Origin of the sequence: Delftia tsuruhatensis NBRC 16741 (assembly GCF_001571325.1) — a bacterium.
Taxonomy (GTDB): domain Bacteria; phylum Pseudomonadota; class Gammaproteobacteria; order Burkholderiales; family Burkholderiaceae_C; genus Comamonas; species Comamonas tsuruhatensis.
In genome coordinates this window covers 107758-124062 of record NZ_BCTO01000022.1, presented here as the reverse complement: position 1 = coordinate 124062, position 16305 = coordinate 107758, and the positions used below count along the sequence as shown (strand labels likewise).

Genomic DNA, 16305 nt, shown 5'->3' with positions numbered 1-16305 from the left:
TGGCATGCCCAGCCCCGCAAAGTCTGCTGCCATTCACTTATATCCATATCCACATACTTGCAGGACAAAACAATCGTTTGCTTCTATAAGGCCATTGCTTACATTCCCCTCCATGCAGGGTTCTGTGCGCGTGTCCCGCAAGTGCCTCGGTGCCACGCGATGAGCCCCTGCACCGCCGCCACTGGCGGCAGTCGAAGACCCCACATCCGAAGCGCCATGTACCAATACACCGAATTCGACAAACAGTTCATCCGCCTGCGCGCCGAGCAGTTCCGTGACCAGCTCGAACGCTGGCAGGCCGGCAAGCTCTCGGAGGATGAGTTCAAGCCCCTGCGCCTGCAAAACGGCTGGTATGTGCAGCGCTACGCGCCCATGCTGCGCGTGGCCGTGCCCTACGGCGAGCTGTCCAGCGCCCAGCTGCGCGTGCTGGCCCGCGTGGCCCGCGAGTACGACCAGCCCGACGCCGCCCTGCTGGCCGAGGCCCGCGACACCCAGGCCAAGCTGGGCGACATTCCCCTGCACGACGGCCGCCGCATCGGCTCCGACCTGAAGTTCGGCTACGGCCACTTCACCACGCGCACCAACGTGCAGTACAACTGGATTCCGCTGTCCAAGGCCGCCGACGTGATGGACCTGCTGGCCAGCGTGAACCTGCACGGCATCCAGACCAGCGGCAACTGCATCCGCAACATCAACAGCGACGCGCTGGCCGGCATTGCCATCGACGAGATCGCCGACCCCCGCCCCTTCACCGAAATCCTGCGCCAGTGGAGCACGCTGCACCCCGAGTTCAGCTTCCTGCCGCGCAAGTTCAAGGTCTCCATCAGCGGCGCCGAGGAAGACCGCGCCGCGCTGGGCTGGTACGACGTGGGCCTGCAGCTGCTCAAGAACGAGGCTGGTGAGCTGGGCTTCAAGGTGCGCGTGGGCGGCGGCATGGGCCGCACGCCCACCATCAGCCCGGTGCTGCGCGAGTTCCTGCCCTGGAACCAGCTGATGAACTACCTGGAAGCCGTGATCCGCGTCTACAACCGCTACGGCCGCCGCGACAACGCCTGGAAGGCGCGCATCAAGATCCTCGTGAAGTCCGAGGGCCAGAACTACATCGACCAGGTCGATGAGGAGTTCCGCCAGATCGTCGAGGTCGAGGGTGGTCCCCACACCATCACGCAAGCCGAGTACGACCGCGTGGCCGCCAATTTCCGCGAGCCCGAGCTGGACCTGTCGCCCGCCAATGCCGAGGCCGAGACCCTGGCCCTGCTGCGCACCGCCGCCGAGGAAGACAAGGACTTCGGCCGCTGGCTGACCAGCAATGTGCGCCCGCACCGCCACCCGCAGTTGCGCGCCGTGCTGCTGTCGTTCAAGCGCCTGGGCTACGCGCCCGGCGACGCCACGGCCGACCAGATGGATGCCGCCGCCGAGCTGGCCGACCAGTTCTCGGCCGGCGAGATGCGCGTCACCCACGAGCAGAACCTGCTGCTGCCCTGGGTGCGCCGCGACCAGCTGCCCCAGCTGTACAAGGCGGCCAAGGCCCTGGGCCTGGCCAAGCCCAACATCGGCCTGCTGACCGACATGATCGCCTGCCCCGGCGGCGACTTCTGCTCGCTGGCCAATGCACGCTCCCTGCCCATTGCCGAGGCCATCACCGAGCGCTACCAGGACCTGGACGAGCTGTGGGACCTGGGCGAGATCGACCTGCACATCAGCGGCTGCATCAACAGCTGCGGCCACCACCACAGCGGCCACATCGGCATCCTGGGCGTGGACAAGGACGGCAAGGAGTGGTACCAGATCACGCTGGGCGGCGCCGACGGCTCCCACCTGTCCGGCCCGGCCACGCCCGGCAAGATCATCGGCCCCTCGTTCAGCGCCGCCGAAGTGCCCGGCGTGATCGAGGCCCTGCTGGCCACCTACCGCGAACAGCGCCAAAGCGAAGGCGGCCGTTTCGAGACCTTCATCGCCACCGTGCGCCGCGTGGGCATCGAACCGTTCAAGGCCGCCGGCAATGCAGCCCGCCACCCCGCCAAGCACACCGAGGAAGCGGCCGCCTGACCCCAGGTGAGAGCCGCAGGAGATCCCCATGAAAATCATCGCCGCCCACGAGCACCAAAGCCCGGCCGAAGGCCAGCAGACTGTCATCGCCCCGGCCAATGACGCCGACCCCTTCACGCTGGACCTGACCGGCGTGCAGCGCATCGACCTCAACTTTCCCAAGTTCACCGACGGCCGCGCCTTCAGCCAGGCCCGCCTGCTGCGCAAGCGCCTGGGCTTCCAGGGAGAAATCCGCGCCACGGGCGACGTGCTGATCGACCAGTTGGTGCAGATGCAGCGCTGCGGCTTCGACGTGGCCGTGCTGCGCGAAGGCGTGGACATCTCCGATGCCCAGCGCCAGCTGGAACGCTTCCACGGCTTCTACCAGGGTGATGCCGTCCATCCCGAGCCCCACTTCGTCAAGGCAGCCTGACATGGGTGCGCAAAGCTTTCTGTCGCGACAGGCATCGGCCAAGGCCACCGAGGTCAACGGCCGTGCCAGCAGCGGCTTTGCCGACAAGCTGGCCGCCACCGAGGCCTTGCTGCGCGAGGCAGCGGCGCTGGGCGCCGAGGCCGTGACGCAGGCCTCCAGCCTGGGCGCCGAGGATGTGGTGATCACCGACATCATCCACCGCCTGGGCCTGGACATACCCGTCTTCGTGCTGGACACCGGCGCGCTGCACACCGAGACCCTGGCCCTGCTGGAGCGCACCCAGTCGCTGCCCGGCCTGAGCGTCAAGGTCTACCGGCCGCAGCTCGAATCGGTGATCCACTTCATCCGCGACAACGGCCAGGACGCCATGTACCGCAGCATCGAGCTGCGCAAGGCCTGCTGCGGCGTGCGCAAGATGGAGCCGCTGGCGCGTGCGCTGGCCGGCAAGAGCGCCTGGATCACGGGCCTGCGCCGCGAGCAGTCCAATGCCCGCGCCGACGTGCCCGCCGTGGACCGCAGCGAGGTCGAGACCAAGGGCCTGACCAAGTTCAACCCGCTGACCGACTGGACCCAGGGCGATGTCTGGCACTACATCGCCAGCCATGGCGTGGACTACAACCCGCTGCACGACCAGTTCTATCCCAGCATCGGCTGCGCACCCTGCACGCGCGCCGTCAGCCTTGGCGAAGACTTCCGCGCCGGCCGCTGGTGGTGGGAGGATGAAGCGGCCAAGGAATGCGGGCTGCACGCCAAGAAGTGAAACAACAGCGTTTGACACCGATTTGATTGGAAACCAAGAAATGAACGCCCGTGTGGACACCTCCGTGCTGAGCCATCTCAGCAACCGCCACCTCGACGCCCTTGAAGAGGAAACCATCTTCGTGCTGCGCGAAGTGGCCGCCGCCTTCGAGCGCCCCGCCCTGCTGTTTTCGGGCGGCAAGGACTCGCTGGTCATGCTGCGCTGCGCCGAAAAGGCCTTCGGCAAGGGCCGCATCCCCTACCCGTTGCTGATGATCGACACCGGCCACAACTTCCCGGAAGTGACCGATTTCCGCGACCTGCGCGCCAAGGAGCTCGGCGCCGAACTCATCGTGCGCAGCGTCGAGGACTCCATGGCACGCGGCACCGTGCGCCTGGCCCATCCGGGCGAAAGCCGCAACGTCCACCAGTCGGTGACGCTGCTGGAGGCCATCGATGAATTCCGCTTCGACGCCCTGATCGGCGGCGCGCGCCGCGACGAGGAAAAGGCCCGCGCCAAGGAACGCATCTTCAGCCACCGCGACAGCTTCGGCCAATGGCAGCCCAAGGCACAGCGCCCCGAACTGTGGACGCTGTTCAACACGCGTCTGGCCCCCGGCGAGCACTTCCGCGTGTTCCCCATCAGCAACTGGACCGAACTCGACGTGTGGCAATACATCGAGCGCGAGCAGATCGCCCTGCCCAGCATCTACTACACGCACAAGCGCGAAGTGGTGGAACGCCGCGGCCTGCTGGTGCCCGTGACCGAACTCACACCGCCGCGTGACGGCGAGGAAGTCGTGGTGCGCGACGTGCGCTTTCGCACCGTGGGCGACATCACCTGCACCTGCCCCGTGGAAAGCGATGCCGCCACGGCGGCCGACATCGTGCTCGAAACCCTGGCCGCCGATGTCAGCGAGCGCGGCGCCACGCGCATGGACGACAAGACCAGCGAAGCCTCCATGGAAAAGCGCAAGAAGGACGGATATTTCTGATGACCACCGCAAGCATTGCCGCCGGCGCAGCCGTTGCGGATTCCCCCGCCACCGAGGCCTCCAACGCCTCGGCCCTGCGCTTCATCACCTGCGGCTCCGTCGACGACGGCAAGAGCACGCTGATCGGCCGCCTGCTGGTGGACACGCGTGCCGTGCTCCAGGACCAGCTCGCCGGCGTCACCAAGAGCGGCGAGACCGACCTGGCGCTGCTGACCGACGGCCTGTCGGCCGAGCGCGAGCAGGGCATCACCATCGACGTGGCCTACCGCTACTTCGCCACCGAAAGCCGCAAGTTCATCATCGGCGACGCGCCGGGCCATGAGCAGTACACGCGCAACATGGTCACCGCCGCCAGCAGCGCCGACGCCGCCGTGGTGCTGGTCGATGCCACCAAGCTCGACTGGAAGAACCCGCAGCTCACCCTGCTGCCGCAGACGCGCCGCCACAGCCTGCTGGCCCACCTGCTGCGCGTGCACTCGCTGGTGTTTGCCGTCAACAAGCTCGACGCCGTCGAAGACCCGCAACTGGCCTTCGTCCACATCCGTGGCGCGCTGCAGCGCTTCACGGCCGAGGCCGGCATCGCCTCCGCGGCCACCGTGCCCGTCTCGGCCCTCAAGGGCTTCAACGTGGTCAACGCCGAGCCCGGCTGGGCCGGCTACGACGGTCCCAGCCTGCTGCAACTGCTGGAGCAGTTGCCCAACACGCCGACCGACACCGGCCTGGCGCTGGCCTTCCCCGTGCAGTGGGTGGAGAAATTCTCGTCCTCGGCCGATACCAGCCAGGGCCGCCGCGTGTTCTGGGGCCGCGTGGCCGCAGGCCGCGCACGCGTGGGCGACGCCGTGCAGATCCTGCCCAGCGGCCAGCAGGCCGTGATTGCCCAGGTGCTGGACCATGCCCGCGTTCCCGGCTCCATCGACGCGGGCCTGTCGGCCGGCATCACGCTGGACCGCGAGGTCGATGTCTCGCGCGGCGACTGGATCGTCGCCGCCCCGGTGGCTGCGGCAGCAGTGGCAGACGACGACTTCGATGCCCCCGGGACACAGCCGGCATGGCCCAGCCAGCGCGAGCTGACCGCCACCGTGGCCTGGATGGACGAGCAGCCGCTGGTCCCCGGCCGCACCTACCTGGCGCTGCACGGCCACCGCTGGATCAAGGCCAAGGCCCGCCGCGTGGTGCACCGCCTGAACATCCACACGCTGGCCCAGGAAGAGGCCACCCAGCTGGAGCCCAACGCCATCGGCCGCGTGGAGCTGCTGCTGCAGGAAAGCATTCCCGCGGCGCCCTTCGCCCAGGCCCGCCAGCTGGGTGCGCTGATCCTCGTGGACACGGCCAGCCACGCTACCGCAGGCGCTGCACTGCTGGATTGAGCAACTGGACAGTCCCGCTTCGCGAGCCGGCACATGCCGGCTCGTGGGCTTTCAGAAAACCGCAGCAGTCCGCGCCAGAATCTCTTGCATGTGCAGGACCGTGTTCCGAAAAATTCTAGAATCCCGGGTTGATACCGACATTCACACCGCAAATAAAAGACTCCCATGACTCACGTCGTCACCGAAAACTGCATCAAGTGCAAATACACAGATTGTGTGGATGTCTGCCCCGTGGACTGCTTCCGCGAAGGCCCCAACTTCCTCGTGATCGATCCTGACGAGTGCATCGATTGCGCCGTGTGCATTCCCGAATGCCCGGCCAATGCCATCTTTGCCGAGGAAGACGTCCCCGCCGACCAGCTCGCCTTCATCAAGCTCAATGCCGAGCTGTCGCTGGAAAAGGGCTGGAAGAGCATCACCAAGCGCAAGGCCTCGCTGCCCGACGCCGACGACTGGAACGGCAAGCCCGGCAAGCTGGACCAGCTCGAACGCTGAAGCCGCGCAGCAGCCCATGCAAGACACCTCCGGCGCGCAACCGATCCAGACCGATGCCCTCGTCATAGGCGCAGGCCCGGCGGGCCTGTTCCAGGTGTTCCAGCTGGGGCTGCAAGGCATCCGCTGCCATGTCGTCGATGCCCTGCCCCATGTGGGCGGGCAGTGCGCGCAGCTGTACGGCGACAAGCCCATCTACGACATTCCCGGCATTCCGGTGTGCACGGGCCATGAACTGGTCCAGTTGCTGCAGCGGCAGGTCGCGCCCATGGACGCGCAACTGCACCTTTCCCAGCAGGTCGCCCAGCTGCAGCGCATGGACGATGGCCGCTGGCTGGCGCAGACCTCGCAAGGCCTTGAACTGCATGCGCGCAGCGTCTTCATCGCGGCTGGCGTGGGCGCCTTTGTGCCCAAGGCGCTGAAGGTGCCCGGCGTGGAGCGGCTGGCTGCAGGCCAGCTCCACTACCATCCCGCCGATCTGGACATGGTGCGCGGCCGGACCGCCATCGTCCACGGTGGCGACGAAGAGGCCGTGGCCGCGGCCATTGCCTGCGCCGACAGGGCCCAGACCACCTGCCTGCTCTACCGCCGCGACGCCTTCCAGGCTTCGGCGCCGTTGCTGGAGCGCCTGCAGGAGCTGCGCGACAGCGGCGCCATCCGCGTGGTGATCGGCCAGATCACGCAACTGCATGCCGACTCAGGCCTGCTGCGTGCCGTGCAGTGGATGGATGGCGAAGGGCAGGAGCATGAACTGGCGGCGCAGCAACTGGTCGTCTGCCTGGGCATCTCCCCCCGCCTGGGCCCGGTCGCCGAATGGGGCCTGGCCATGGAGCGCAAGCAGCTGCTGGTGAACCCTGCAACCCAGGCCACCGATGCGCCAGGCATCTATGCGATCGGCGACATCGTCAGCTACCCGGGCAAGCACAAGCTGATCCTGTGCGGCTTCCATGAAGCCACCATGGCGGCCTTTGCCGCCGCCGAGTACCTGCAGGGCGAGAAACCGCTGCTGCAGTACACGACGACCAGCGCACGGCTGCACGCCATCCTCGGCGTTTCCCATCCGGACGCCTGAGCTTGGTGTTCGCCGCCCGGCGACCCTACAGTTCGGCGCGGCAGTGCCGATAAGGTGGGCAGCGTCCACTCATGCACATCAAGCCTATGGTTGCCACTCTAGAAGCCCCTCCCAGCACTGCCGTCGCGCCACCGGCCGATCCGCGCAGCTTCACCTTCCAGATGCCGCTGTTCCGCCCGGGCACGCAGGTCACACAGAACGGGAAGGCCGAGAAGGTCAGCCACGTCATACTGCGCCGCCGTGAACTGATGGTCTATCTGGTCGGCCATGAAGACCCCGTCAGGCCAGAGCGGCTGAGCATCGCACCCTCGATGTTCACCACACAGCGGCGCCCTGAAGCCTTGAGCTGGATTCTTTGACAGGAAACCGGGCCTGGGCCCGGTTTTTCATCGACGATCCTTCGAGACTCAGGCCTCGCCGCGCCCGGCCATCTTCTGGCCCAGGCGCACGGGCGCGGCATGTGTCCACTGCGCGTTGAAGCGCAGCCCTGCCGATGCGGGAAACAGCATGACCACGGTGGAGCCCAGCTGGAAGCGCCCCATTTCCTCGCCCTGGCCCAGGACGATGGACTGGTCGTCGTAGCGCCAGTCCTGGATGCGACCGGGCCGCGGCGGATTGACGATGCCGTGCCACACCGTTCCCATGCTGCCCACGATGGTGGCCCCCACCAGCACCAGCACCATGGGACCGTGGTCCGTATCGAAGACGCAGACCACGCGCTCGTTGCGTGCAAACAGGCCCGGCACGCCGCGCGCCGTGACCGGATTGACCGAGAACAGTTCGCCGGGCACATAAATCATCCGACGCAACCGGCCGGCACAGGGCATGTGGATGCGGTGGTAGTCGCGCGGGCTCAGGTAAATGGTGGCGAAATGCCCGTTGTCGAACTGCCGCGCCAGCTGTGCATCGCCGCCGACCAGCGCCGTGGCGCTGTAGCTGTGCCCCTTGGCCTGGAAGATCTGCTCGCCCTCGATGGCGCCGATCTGGCTGATGGCGCCATCCACAGGACAGACCCAGTCAGCCGAAGCCAGCGGCCGCACACCGGGCTTGAGCGCCCGCGTGAAGAACTCGTTGAAGCTGGCATAGGCCGCAGGATCGGAATCGGCCGCCTCCGACATGTCCACGCCATAGCGTGCAATGAAGCGACGGATGACTGCCGTGGTCAGGTCACCCGCACGCGCCTGGGCCAGGCGCCCCATGACGGCAGTCAGCGCCTGCTTGGGCAAAAGATACTGGGAGAGAACGGCAAGTCGATCAGACATCGAGGTTTTGCTATAAAAGTAATAGAAGCTGTGGGCGGATTCTAGCCAACCCGCGACCATCGCCCCCTCCTCGGCTACCGCGGCCTTCAACCCTGGCCGGACCGCCGCAAAGCCTCGCGCACGTTTTTCGAGGCCATCTCATCACACGCGGATGACAAAAGCCTCGCCGTCCCAGCACGAATCCGACCTGTGTTTTGCGTACGATGGCCGCTTTGAACACCGCCCGCACGGCGACGAATACAACACTGTAGAATCAGGAAGTTTAGGTGTTGCCGGGCTTCGTCTTTGCGACACCGTTGTGACCTGGTCCTCTGTCCGGTCTGCGCCTTTTGCGCAGAACATCCACAGCCTTTTCAGCCTGACCACGTACCCCATGTTCTGTGGGCCAGGCAAGGTTTTCGTGGTTCCGACAAATGAGTGCCGCAACCGACCCAGACCTAAGAGATTGAACACATGGCCAAAGAAGAACTGATTGAAATGCAAGGCTCCGTCACGGAAGTCCTGCCTGACTCTCGCTTTCGTGTGACGCTGGAAAACGGACACCAGCTGATCGCCTACACCGGCGGCAAGATGCGCAAGCACCATATCCGCATCCTGGCTGGCGACAAGGTATCGCTGGAGATGTCGCCCTACGACCTCACCAAGGGCCGCATCACCTTCCGCCACCTGGCCAACCGTGGCCCCGGCCCTGGATCGCGTTGAACAGAAAATTCGCACATTGCGAAAATACCCATTTTTTTGACGCTACAATAGCGTTTTAGTCGGAGCGTAGCGCAGCCTGGTAGCGCATCTGCTTTGGGAGCAGAGGGTCGCGAGTTCGAATCCCGCCGCTCCGACCAAATGATTCAAGCCCCTGGTTCGAAAGAGCCAGGGGCTTTTGTCTAACAGAATCCAAAGCGTCCAACGCAGCGCCGCCAGCACGAGCCCTCGCTTCAGGCCAGCAAACCGACCACCGCGACGGTATGGCAGGCGCTGCCGGCAACCACGAACAGGTGCCAGATGCCATGCGAATGGCGCATGCTCGAAAGGCTTCGGTAGAACACCGTTCCTGCCGAATAGAGCAGTCCGCCCGCGAGCAGCCAGGCCAGGGTCTGCGCACCGTGGCGCAAGGCCATCGGCACCGCGCCCCCCCAAGCTGAGCCAGCCAAGGCTGATGTACAGGGACAGGCGCGGCGGCGAATCGAAACCAAGTGCACGTATCGCGCCCTGCAATGCGAGCGCCCATACACCGGCAAGCAAGGACCAAGCCCACAAGCCAGAGGGCGCCATCAAGGCAAAAGGCGTGTGGCTGCCGGCAATCAGCAGGTAAATGCAGGCGTGGTCGACGCGCTGCCAAAAACGCTTGCGTGCCCCGGTGCAGCCATGAAAGAGGGCCGAGGCACCGAACAGCGCCGCCAGAGAGAGGCCAAACACCACAGAGCCCGCAATCTTGCGCGCATCGCCGCCGGCCACCGTTTCGCAGATGAGGCCCACACTGGCCACCACGCCCACGAGCAGGGCTGCCAGATGACTCCAGGTATTGAACCGCTCGCCGGGCTGGCACCAAACGCTCGTGCCGCTCGGCAAGCCTGCCTGCAAGTCTGGCATGAAGCCTCCTGTCGCATGACCAAGGAACGCCGGACGCCGTGCCCGGCTCCGCCACCTTACGGCTCAGACGTTACAGGGCAATGATTGCAACTCACACGCTGCAGCGCCGTCCGCCGGATACCCCACGACGTGCCGCGTCAAATTGCAACGCCAGGCCTTGAAACCATCCCTAAACCATCCATATGGATGGCATAAGGATGTTCCATGGCCGCAAACACAACCACCTCCAACCCTCGCGTGAGCGAATCCGAGAAGCTCACCATCAATCTGGGCTATGTCGACCTGGGCCAGATCGACCTGCTGGTCGCCGAAGGCTTCTACGCCAACCGCAGCGATTTCATCCGCACAGCGATACGCAATCACCTGCGCAGCCATGCGGACGCGGTGCAACAGGTCGTCGCCCGCAAGATGCTGGTCCTGGGGATGCAGCATTTCTCCCAGGCCGATCTCATGCGGGTGCAGGCTGCCGGGGAAAAGCTGCAGATCCGCGTGTTGGGCCTGGCCAGCATCGCGCAGGACGTGCCTGCGCAGCTTGCCGCCGAAACCATCGAATCCATCACGGTGCTGGGAGCGCTCCAGGCCAGCCCCGCCGTTCGTGCCGCTCTGGCCGGCCGCATTACCTGAGAACCATTCCATGAAACAGCTTTTTCAAGACATGCTGGGCGAGGCGACACGCCTGACGCGCACCGGCCATCTGCTGGAAGCCACCGAGCTGATTCAGCGCACGCTGCGAGGCCAAAGTGCGCCCACACCCCACGACAAGCCAGCCGCAACCAGTCATCGGGATGCAGGCTGGATCGTCGATGCCGAAGCCCGCTTCATCGACGATGCTCCCGAACTCGCCGTGCCTGCGGGCACATCGCAGGCAGGCACCTCCAGCGACGAGCAATGGCTGCTCGGCAGCTACTCTCACGGAGGCCGGCAGCTGGCCTATCGGCTGTACGTGCCGCCAGGCAGTGCCCTCGAAGCGGGACCTCGCCCGCTCATCCTCATGCTGCACGGCTGCACCCAAGGGCCGCAAGACTTCGCCGCCGGCACGCGCATGAATGACCAGGCGCGCAGCGCTGGCGTACTGGTGCTCTATCCCGAACAAACACAGCATGCAAACTCGCAAAAGTGCTGGAACTGGTTCAAGGCCCAGCACCAGCAACGGGGCCGGGGCGAGCCCGCACTGCTGGCAGGCCTCACGCGCCAGGTGATGGCCGACCATGGCGCGGACGCATCGCGGGTCTATGTCGCCGGACTTTCGGCCGGAGGTGCAATGGCGGACATATTGGGACGCACCTATCCCGAGCTGTTCGCCGCCGTGGGCGTGCATTCGGGCCTGGCCGCCGGTGCCGCGTCCAATCTGCCCTCAGCCCTCGAGGCGATGCGAAGAGGCGCAGCATCTGGCTCGGCCAGCGGCCCCAGCGTGTGTCCAGTGATCGTGTTTCATGGTGACGCGGACACCACGGTACATCACGACAACGGCGCGGCCGTCGTGCATGCTGCACGCAGCGCGCAAAGCCCCACAGGCGCACCTCGCGTCAGCCAGGGCCATGCGCCGAACCGCCAACGGTTCACCCGCTCTGCCTATATCGCAGCCGATGGCAGTACCGCCATCGAGCACTGGCAGCTGCATGGCGCAGGCCACGCCTGGTCCGGCGGCAGCGCTGCGGGCAGCTACACCGCGCCGGGAGGAATCGACGCCAGCGCCGAGATGCTGCGCTTTTTCCTTTCGCACCAGCGTGCGCGCAACTGCTGATTCGGCGCCGCTGCTCGCATTCGCCAACCACATGATTTCAAAGGCTCACAAGGGTTAGGAATGGTTGAGCATGGGCCTATTACTCCGGAAGAGCAGGCTCAGCAATAAATGGGCTGGCCAGGACAGCAAAAGGGCCCCCAGGCTCCTTTTTTGCCTGCATGGAGTCAAGCTGCCTCGAAAGGCATGGGAAATCACCGCGAGGCACAAGAGACAAGGCAGCCATATGAAATTCACGATGGGTCGAAAGCTCTGCCAGATGAGATAAGCGCAGCCCTGACCATTTCGGAAGCTGGAATACAGGAGCCTTGTCCATGCTGGAGACCTTGATAAATCAGGGCTACGCCTGCGAAGGATATGCAGTGAAAGCCAGGCAGGACGTACAGGATCTTCTTGTAAGCCTGGCCTGCAGGCCTGCATGGCAGCAGATGCTGCGCAGTAATACGCGGTGGACGCACTGCCAGCGCCAGCGGCATGGTCCGCGAGAGATACCTTTACCGCGCTCTTCCACACGTCCACCTCGATCTGGGAGACCTTCGGGCAAGACAGCGCTCAGTCGCCCTTTCCCGGACAGCTGCCGGCCGATCAAAACCACACGGGGACCCACAAAAGAAAAGGCCCGCAACTGCGGGCCCTTGATCAGATTCAGATCTCGAAAGCGGTTCGGTCCGCTGCGTCCTTGATCCAGCCGGGAGGCTTGCCCCGGCCGGTCCATGTTGCGCCAGTAGACGGATCACGGTACTTGGCCACACCTGTGCCAGCAGGAGACTTGCGCTTACCGGTAGCAAACACGTCTTCCTGGGTCAACTGGAACTGCTGGACCAGTTCACGGACCTTGGCGATGGCACCGCCTTTTTCGGCTTTGAGGACCTCGGCAATGCGAGCCTCGATCTCGGCCTTTTGCTGAAGGAGAGTCTTGTAATCAGATGTCATGGCTTTTTCTTTGGATGCATGCTAGCAAAAACGCATTCTATTCAAAAAATGCTCCGCACCCCAAAGCACAAGCTTTCCACCGCCGTGTGCTGGGACAGAGAAGCCCTTCCGCTTGGCACCCCACAGCCGTGGAGCGAGGCTCCGTGGCCGACGCGGCGGCTGCCCAGATCGATCGCTGCCGCACCTCTGCACACTTGCGCACACCTGTGCGCGCCAAGGAGTCAGCCCCTTGGGCTGCAATGACTTGCCCTCGGCTGCCGCGATGTGGAATGTGGAGATAGTTGCCCCGACACGTCAAAAGAAACGGTGCTCTCCCCTGCGGCGAGCGATGGCAAAAGCAAGAACGATTCACCGCCCAAACAGGAGTGGCGGATTGATGAGAAGCAACGCAAATAGATCGGGACGCTTGACCCATCGCTCTTGGCATGGCGCAGGCCTCGAACGATGCAGCCCCCCTCCGAAACCCTGTGGACTGTCTGGCAGCGTCCTTCATGCGCCGGCGCGACCTGATCTTTCACACGCCCGTCGCCCTGGCTGGCAACCCGACCGCAGATCGGCGTATGCGACTTTGGGAAATGGCAGCAGCCTCTGTGGAACCCGTTCCTACAGCCCTCCAGAATGCGCCAAGCCAGACTGGGACCTTTCCAATCAAGAAGGAATTCCCATGAACCCCAACCTCCTCCAGCGCCGAACCTCTCTCGCCATCGTAATGACCGCCGCACTTTTGGGCGCATGTGCCCAGTCCCAGCCCTCACCCAACGCGCCGGTCACCGCCGTCATGGGCACGGTCGATCTGAGAGAGCGCATGCCGCTCCCGTCCGATGCCGTGCTGGTTGTGGAGCTGCAGGACACCTCTCGCGCCGATGCCGCCGCCTCCGTGATATCTCAGCAATCCGTGCGGCTTGAAGGCCTCAAGCCCCCGTTCAGCTACAAGCTGCCCGTGGAGCCCAATCGCCTCAATCCTGCGGCGCAATATACGGTGACCTCACGCATCACCCAGGGCAACCAGCTCATCTTCACTAATGACACCGTCCACCCGGTCCTGACCCGTGGAGCAGGCCCGAAGGCCGATATGGTGCTGGTGCGGGTTGCCCCCTGACCTTCCCTAAAAAGACAAAGCCCGCAGGACATTCCGGCGGGCTTTGTAGCGCAGAGGGCACCAGGCGGCCATCAAGGCATGCCGTTGGCACCATGCTTGCGAAAGCCTGGGCGCTCGCAAAGCCGCTCATAGTACGCACGGACTGCGGGCAAGTCAGGGCGCTCCATCGGGGCAGACAGCCAGCGGTGGGCAGACAGGCCCAGCACGATGTCGGCAAGGGTGAGTTGCGCGCCTGCAGCAAAGGCGCCTGTGCGCGACAGTTGCTCCTCCAGCATGCGCATGTGGCGATGCCAGTTCGCCATGCTGCTGGCCAGCAGCGCAGGATCCTGATGCTCGGGACTGTTTCTCACCAATCCCATGAAGGCATAGCGCCAGGAGTTGTTCAGTTCGGTCGCCTGCCAGTCCATCCATTGCTCGACGCGTGCGCGCTCTGCGGGTGCTGCAGGCAGCAGGTCATGCCGAGCCTGGCGCGCGGCAAGATAGCGGCAAATGGTGTTGGACTCCCACAGCACCAGCGCCCCATCAAGCAGCACGGGAACCATGGCATTCGGGTTGAGTGCAAGAAATCCCGGCTCCTGCGTTGACCGATGGCCCGAACCCCACTCTTCCTGTTCGAACGAGACTCCCAGCTCCACGCAAAGCCACAGCACCTTGCGCACATTGATGGACGATGACTTTCCCAGAATCCTGATCATTCGCAGCCTTCTTCGGTTTCGGTGATTTGCAATCCTGCATTGTCCCGTCCAATCCGATGAGGAATGCGGTCAGATTCCCACTGCTGCCGCATGATGCAGACATGCCTCTGGAACAGCCGTCATCCCGCCGAAACCACTCTGGCCCTTCTCCGACCGACACAGACCTGTGGACTGCATACATCGATGCAAGCGCACTGCCCAACCCGGGTCGCATGGCCTTGGGAGCCGTCATCACGGCGCCCGACGGAACACGGCAGCTTCTGTCCCAGGTCTGCCCCGACCAAGGCTGCAACAACGAAGCCGAGCTGCGGGCCTTGATGGCTGTGCTGCAGACCCTGCTAGGCCTGCAGGCTCGCCGGCTGGCCATCTTCACGGACAGCAGCGTCCTGGTAGAGCAGTTGGCGCCATCGCCCCGCCCCACCAGGCCCATCGTGCGGCTGGCCGACCTTTTCGATCAGGCCCGCGCCATGCTGGCCGAGTTCGAGCATGTGCAACTGCGCTGGATTCCTCGTCACCGCAACACCGAGGCCGACGCGCTGGCCAGAGCGGCCCTTTTGCAGCCGTGACCCCGCGCTTGCCGCACTCAGGCGGACTGCTGCCTGTCCAGCCGCTTGAGGAACACACCAATCTCCTTGACGACCTGGGCATCTCCCTTTTCCTCAGCACAGGCCAACCCCGTGCTCCACGCCTGCCGAGCCCCCGAAGCATCGTCCAGCGCCAGCAATGCCCGGCCCAGAAGCTTCCATGCCACCGAATAGCCGGGATCGAGTTCAGTGGCGCGCTGCAGGTGCGAGTGCGCCACAGCAGGCGCATCGCCATCAAGATACGCCTTGCCCAACGTGCAGCGCATCAAAGCCGAGTCCTTGCCGGACGCCAGGAGGCCCTCGAGCCTTTGCGTCATTTCGTTCATGGTTTCATCCTTTGGTGGCAATGCATGTTCTCGATCCAGCTGAAATTGCGGTCATGCTACAATCTCGCGGTTGTCTGCGCAGACAATGCTGTATCTCACGCCGGCGCGTCGTGCACTACGACGAAAAAAACAACGGTGACAGCCGCAGAGACGTTCTGCCGTAAAACGATGGTCGCGTAAGAGCCATCGTCCACATCACCCGCAAAAAGCCCGCTTTCAAGCGGGCTTTTTGCATTCCCACTGCATGGCTGGTCTCACGATGGCGTGTGAAAAACAGGATTTACGACTCAGTTGCATGCAACTTCACCCGAGTTAGCTCCGTCAAGCACCTTGTTTCAATTTACACTTGACAACCAGGAAGGACCGGAGGCGCCAGACGCCAGCGCTCTCATTTCAAACTCTTAGCATGTGTCCTTCCTGGATTGATCGCATGGAACGCTCCATTCAGCGCCCCGGCCGCCTCCGCAGCCGGGGCGTTTTTTCTTGACGACGATCGCTCAGGCGCCCTGGCAACAACCGAAACGGGCACAAAGGCAAGTTTTTTCTCAATTCCAGAGAAAAGCACAGGTTTATTTGAGAATGATTCTTGTTTGCGTATATGATTCAACCCATGCCGCAGCATTCATGGTGTTGCAGCAGTTCAGTTTCATCGTGGGGCGACTCGTCAGGCCAGTTCAGCCTGCAGTCGTTTTTGCCAGCCAGCGGTATGCCGGTTAGCCAGGCTCTTTTTTTAAAGCACGATCATTTCTGGATATTCAATGCATCAGTTGCATTGAGGCAGCGTCCACAGCAGGCGCTTTTTCTTCGCCTCAACACTGCCATCGCGCATCCATCGCGCACCGGCCTGCGACTGCACGCCAAATTTCTCTGAACTCCATCGCATCCAGGCAATGCCCTGACTGCAGATTTCCTTCGCGCAATGCAACAGGCCCGGCCCGCGCCAAGCGCAAGCC

19 protein-coding genes, 1 tRNA gene and 1 pseudogene are annotated in these 16305 nt (G+C 64.1%); 15 read left to right on the top strand and 6 right to left on the bottom strand.

All coding sequences use genetic code 11. From position 1 onward, the window contains the following. The first annotated feature begins 216 nt into the window (after positions 1–216). From DTS01S_RS10975 to DTS01S_RS10940, 8 genes are all read left to right on the top strand, one after another. Positions 217–2049 carry a nitrite/sulfite reductase gene (locus tag DTS01S_RS10975; RefSeq protein ID WP_017407097.1) on the top strand — a complete coding sequence of 611 codons (1833 nt, stop codon included), beginning with the start codon at positions 217–219 and terminating at the stop codon, positions 2047–2049. A gap of 28 nt (positions 2050–2077) precedes the next feature. Next, positions 2078–2461, top strand: a complete 384-nt coding sequence (locus DTS01S_RS10970; protein WP_017407096.1) for a DUF934 domain-containing protein — start codon at positions 2078–2080, stop codon at positions 2459–2461. Position 2462: 1 nt separating this feature from the next. Next, positions 2463–3221: a phosphoadenylyl-sulfate reductase gene (locus DTS01S_RS10965; protein WP_013801647.1), complete on the top strand. Its 759-nt coding sequence runs from the start codon at positions 2463–2465 to the stop codon at positions 3219–3221. A gap of 40 nt (positions 3222–3261) precedes the next feature. Then, positions 3262–4194 (top strand): sulfate adenylyltransferase subunit CysD, encoded by a 933-nt coding sequence (gene cysD / locus DTS01S_RS10960; RefSeq protein ID WP_016448348.1) that lies wholly within the window; start codon positions 3262–3264, stop codon positions 4192–4194. After that, entirely contained in the window at positions 4194–5561 is a 1368-nt protein-coding gene (locus tag DTS01S_RS10955; protein ID WP_016453316.1) for a sulfate adenylyltransferase subunit 1, read from the top strand. Before cysD ends, DTS01S_RS10955 begins: the two co-directional genes overlap by 1 nt. 165 nt (positions 5562–5726) lie before the next feature. Further along, complete coding sequence (fdxA, locus tag DTS01S_RS10950) at positions 5727–6056, top strand: ferredoxin FdxA (RefSeq protein WP_012206456.1); 330 nt, start codon at positions 5727–5729, stop codon at positions 6054–6056. A 16-nt stretch (positions 6057–6072) separates the two neighbouring features. Continuing rightward, positions 6073–7125: an NAD(P)/FAD-dependent oxidoreductase gene (locus DTS01S_RS10945; RefSeq protein ID WP_017406952.1), complete on the top strand. Its 1053-nt coding sequence runs from the start codon at positions 6073–6075 to the stop codon at positions 7123–7125. 71 nt (positions 7126–7196) lie between these two features. Beyond that, the gene (locus DTS01S_RS10940; protein ID WP_016448351.1) at positions 7197–7484 is read left to right on the top strand and encodes a hypothetical protein; all 288 of its coding nucleotides are present in this window, start codon (positions 7197–7199) and stop codon (positions 7482–7484) included. A 48-nt stretch (positions 7485–7532) separates the two neighbouring features. Here DTS01S_RS10940 and asd read toward each other — a convergent pair whose 3' ends face one another. After that, positions 7533–8387: an archaetidylserine decarboxylase gene (gene asd / locus DTS01S_RS10935; RefSeq protein WP_026062786.1), complete on the bottom strand. Its 855-nt coding sequence runs from the start codon at positions 8385–8387 to the stop codon at positions 7533–7535. 453 nt (positions 8388–8840) lie between these two features. On the opposite strand from asd, the gene infA reads away from it, so the two are divergent. Continuing rightward, positions 8841–9089, top strand: a complete 249-nt coding sequence (gene infA / locus DTS01S_RS10930; protein WP_012206460.1) for a translation initiation factor IF-1 — start codon at positions 8841–8843, stop codon at positions 9087–9089. Positions 9090–9149: 60 nt separating this feature from the next. Then, positions 9150–9226: transfer RNA gene (locus DTS01S_RS10925), tRNA-Pro, on the top strand. A gap of 93 nt (positions 9227–9319) precedes the next feature. Here the strand turns inward: DTS01S_RS10925 and DTS01S_RS31170 are convergent. Further along, positions 9320–9502 (bottom strand): hemolysin III family protein, encoded by a 183-nt coding sequence (locus tag DTS01S_RS31170; RefSeq protein ID WP_017406950.1) that lies wholly within the window; start codon positions 9500–9502, stop codon positions 9320–9322. 76 nt (positions 9503–9578) lie between these two features. Then, positions 9579–9974, bottom strand: a pseudogene (gene trhA, locus DTS01S_RS31165) (PAQR family membrane homeostasis protein TrhA); the annotation flags it as partial. 204 nt (positions 9975–10178) lie between these two features. On the opposite strand from trhA, the gene DTS01S_RS10915 reads away from it, so the two are divergent. Next, positions 10179–10598: a CopG family transcriptional regulator gene (locus DTS01S_RS10915; protein ID WP_017406949.1), complete on the top strand. Its 420-nt coding sequence runs from the start codon at positions 10179–10181 to the stop codon at positions 10596–10598. A gap of 10 nt (positions 10599–10608) precedes the next feature. Next, positions 10609–11718: an extracellular catalytic domain type 1 short-chain-length polyhydroxyalkanoate depolymerase gene (locus tag DTS01S_RS10910; protein WP_026062785.1), complete on the top strand. Its 1110-nt coding sequence runs from the start codon at positions 10609–10611 to the stop codon at positions 11716–11718. Between the two features lie 642 nt (positions 11719–12360). Here DTS01S_RS10910 and DTS01S_RS10905 read toward each other — a convergent pair. After that, complete coding sequence (locus tag DTS01S_RS10905) at positions 12361–12648, bottom strand: H-NS histone family protein (protein WP_016449500.1); 288 nt, start codon at positions 12646–12648, stop codon at positions 12361–12363. A 664-nt stretch (positions 12649–13312) separates the two neighbouring features. Between DTS01S_RS10905 and DTS01S_RS10900 the strand changes: the two genes are divergently transcribed. Then, positions 13313–13747 (top strand): YbaY family lipoprotein, encoded by a 435-nt coding sequence (locus tag DTS01S_RS10900; RefSeq protein ID WP_061287715.1) that lies wholly within the window; start codon positions 13313–13315, stop codon positions 13745–13747. A 71-nt stretch (positions 13748–13818) separates the two neighbouring features. On the opposite strand, the gene DTS01S_RS10895 is transcribed toward DTS01S_RS10900, so the two are convergent. Next, positions 13819–14442, bottom strand: a complete 624-nt coding sequence (locus tag DTS01S_RS10895) for a glutathione S-transferase family protein (protein ID WP_017406946.1) — start codon at positions 14440–14442, stop codon at positions 13819–13821. A 101-nt stretch (positions 14443–14543) separates the two neighbouring features. Here DTS01S_RS10895 and DTS01S_RS10890 point away from each other — a divergent pair, with 101 nt between their 5' ends. Further along, positions 14544–15008 (top strand): ribonuclease HI family protein, encoded by a 465-nt coding sequence (locus DTS01S_RS10890; protein WP_074931549.1) that lies wholly within the window; start codon positions 14544–14546, stop codon positions 15006–15008. Positions 15009–15025: 17 nt separating this feature from the next. Here the strand turns inward: DTS01S_RS10890 and DTS01S_RS10885 are convergent, their stop codons facing one another. Further along, positions 15026–15352, bottom strand: a complete 327-nt coding sequence (locus tag DTS01S_RS10885) for a tetratricopeptide repeat protein (protein WP_017406945.1) — start codon at positions 15350–15352, stop codon at positions 15026–15028. A gap of 610 nt (positions 15353–15962) precedes the next feature. Here DTS01S_RS10885 and DTS01S_RS30365 point away from each other — a divergent pair. Further along, on the top strand, positions 15963–16223 hold the full coding sequence (locus tag DTS01S_RS30365; RefSeq protein WP_139223781.1) for a hypothetical protein: 261 nt from the start codon (positions 15963–15965) through the stop codon (positions 16221–16223). Positions 16224–16305 lie beyond the last annotated feature (82 nt).